Source organism: Aneurinibacillus sp. UBA3580 (genome assembly GCF_002375825.1).
Taxonomy (GTDB): Bacteria; Bacillota; Bacilli; order Aneurinibacillales; family Aneurinibacillaceae; genus Aneurinibacillus; species Aneurinibacillus danicus.
Genome location: NZ_DFMZ01000046.1, coordinates 1,508 through 3,830, shown reverse-complemented (window position 1 = coordinate 3,830; position 2,323 = coordinate 1,508). Strand labels below are relative to the sequence as shown.

4 protein-coding genes are annotated in these 2,323 nt (G+C 52.8%); all 4 read left to right on the top strand.

Translation table 11 applies throughout. The features are described 5' to 3' along the window. Positions 1–262 (top strand): FecCD family ABC transporter permease (locus B2899_RS07175; RefSeq protein ID WP_286884689.1); only part of this gene is annotated, 262 nt, incomplete at its 5' end. A 77-nt stretch (positions 263–339) separates the two neighbouring features. Beyond that, on the top strand, positions 340–1,116 hold the full coding sequence (locus tag B2899_RS07170; protein ID WP_286884688.1) for an ABC transporter ATP-binding protein: 777 nt from the start codon (positions 340–342) through the stop codon (positions 1,114–1,116). 85 nt (positions 1,117–1,201) lie between these two features. After that, positions 1,202–1,561: an arsenate reductase family protein gene (locus B2899_RS07165; protein WP_146808656.1), complete on the top strand. Its 360-nt coding sequence runs from the start codon at positions 1,202–1,204 to the stop codon at positions 1,559–1,561. A 79-nt stretch (positions 1,562–1,640) separates the two neighbouring features. Further along, a partial coding sequence (locus tag B2899_RS07160) for an aminotransferase class I/II-fold pyridoxal phosphate-dependent enzyme (RefSeq protein ID WP_286884742.1) occupies positions 1,641–2,323 on the top strand: 683 nt, incomplete at its 3' end.

Below are 2,323 nucleotides of genomic sequence, written 5' to 3'. Positions count from 1 at the left end.
GGGCGCGGCGGTAGCCGTTTCGGGAGTCATCGGTTTTGTCGGACTGATAGTGCCTCATATCATGCGGACGCTGGTTGGCTCGGACCACCGCGTGCTGCTGCCGGTTTCAGCTGTGGCAGGGGCCATTCTGCTAATTGCCGCTGATACCTTGGCACGCACAATTATGGACCCGCAGGAGCTGCCCATTGGGGTCATTACCGCGTTTTTAGGTGCGCCGTTTTTCGGATATTTACTACGCAAACGGAGGCAGCGCTTTTTCTAGGGGGCAGGCAGAGCGGGAGAATGCGAGGAAAGTATTGAAGCGAAGATGTTGAGAACTTTATACGGGGGTCGCGTGACGTGATTCAAATAACGGACATGAGCCTGCGCATCGGACAGCGGCAGATATTGTCGAATATAACGTTTGAAGTGAAAAAAGGGGAGACGCTGGGCATTATCGGGCCAAACGGGTCGGGCAAGTCGTCGCTTGTGAAAGTGATGTCGCGGCTGCTTATACCGGATGCGGGCAGCGTAACGCTGGACGGAAAGCCGCTCGGCTCTTACTCTTCTAAGATGCTGGCGCGCAAAATGGCCGTAGTCAGCCAGGAAGGCCTTGTTCCGCTGCCGATTACAGTGGAAGAAGCGGTGGCGATGGGGCGCTACCCGTATCATGGTTTCTTCCGACGTAATACGGCGCAGGATGCGGAAGCCATCCAGCGTGCTCTTGTGCGGACCGGTCTGGAACCGCTTGCTTGCAAGCTGCTGGAGCAGTTGAGCGGTGGCGAGCGCCAGCGGGTGGCGATTGCCTGTTCCATGGCTCAGGAGCCGGAGGTGCTCCTGCTTGACGAGCCGACGACGTACTTAGATATCGGCTATCAGATTGGGATTTTAAATCTTGTGCGTGAATGGCAGCGGGAAACGGAAGGGACAGCGGTGCTTGTACTCCATGACTTGAACCTGGCGGCTCAGTATTGCGATCGCCTTGTCTTAATGGAGAGCGGAAACATTACGCGTAGCGGTACGATTGAAGAGATTATGGAAGCGAAACTGCTTGCGGATGTATACGGAGTAAAACCGCTTGTTGTTACTCATCCGAATTTATTGCTTCCACAAATCCTTCTGGAACGTTCTTCCTGATCTTTTGCTTCCAGTAAAAACGGTATGCCCTTCCGCATACCGTTTTTTGTATGCTATTCTATAAAAAAGAGGAGGATATATACGTATGGCAGAAATTACAGCGTACTTATACAACAAATGCGGTACATGCCGCAAAGCGAAAAAATGGTTGGACGAGCAGGGGATCACATACAAGGAAGTCCCGATTGTCGACGAACCTCCGACCAAAGAGCAGCTTCGCGAATACTGGCAGCAAAGTGGCCTTGATTTAAAGAAATTCTTCAATACGAGCGGACAGGCGTACCGTGAGCTTGGATTGAAAGATCGGTTGAAAGATATGTCTGAAGAAGAGATGCTTGATCTGCTTGCATCAGACGGCAAATTGATTAAGCGTCCGCTGCTTGTAAGCGGCGACAAAACGACCGTCGGCTTCAAAGAAGAAGAGATGGAGAAAACTTGGAAGTAGGGGGCGCCGCGTGGAAACTTTACTCAATATTCAGCCTTCGAAACGCCTTGCCGGGCTTACATCGGCTATCTTTACGGAGATGAACCGTCGGAAGCGGGAGGTACAGGCACGGGGTATGCATGTGATTGACTTAGGGATCGGAAGTCCGGATCAACCCCCTTCTCCCCTTGTGATAGAAGCTCTTACGAAAGCCGTACAGAATCCTGAGAACTATGGATACCCGACCTCGGAAGGCTCCATTCGCTTTCGGGAGACAACGGCCCGCTGGTATCGGCACCGGTTCGGTGTCGGGCTTGACCCCGAGCACGAAATTCTTTCGCTTATGGGATCGCAGGACGGTCTCGCCCATCTGGCTCAAGCGTGGATTGACCCGGGGGATGTAGTGCTTGTGCCGGACCCGGGCTATCCGATTTATTTTGCGAGCGTTACGCTGGCAGGAGGTGAAATTTACCCGCTGCCGCTGCGTGAAGAGAACAGCTTTCTTCCTGACTTTTCGAATATTCCGGACGAGATCAAACGGCGTGCTAAACTTATGGTGCTTAATTACCCGAATAATCCGGTCGCCGCCGTGGCGGAAGACGGCTTTTTCGCGGATGTGGTAACGTTCGCCAAAGAAAACCAGATCATCGTAGCGCACGATCTCGCGTATTCCGAGCTGGCGTTTGACGGTTACCGTCCGCCGAGTTTTCTTATGACGCCGGGCGCAAAAGAAATCGGCGTAGAGTTTAATTCTTTGTCCAAGAGTTTCAATATGGCGGGCTG

What these genes read in the sequence shown, in the direction of transcription:
- B2899_RS07165 (WP_146808656.1), top strand. Translation starts at nt 1,202, where the DNA reads ATGGCAGAAATTACAGCGTACTTATACAACAAATGCGGTACATGCCGC.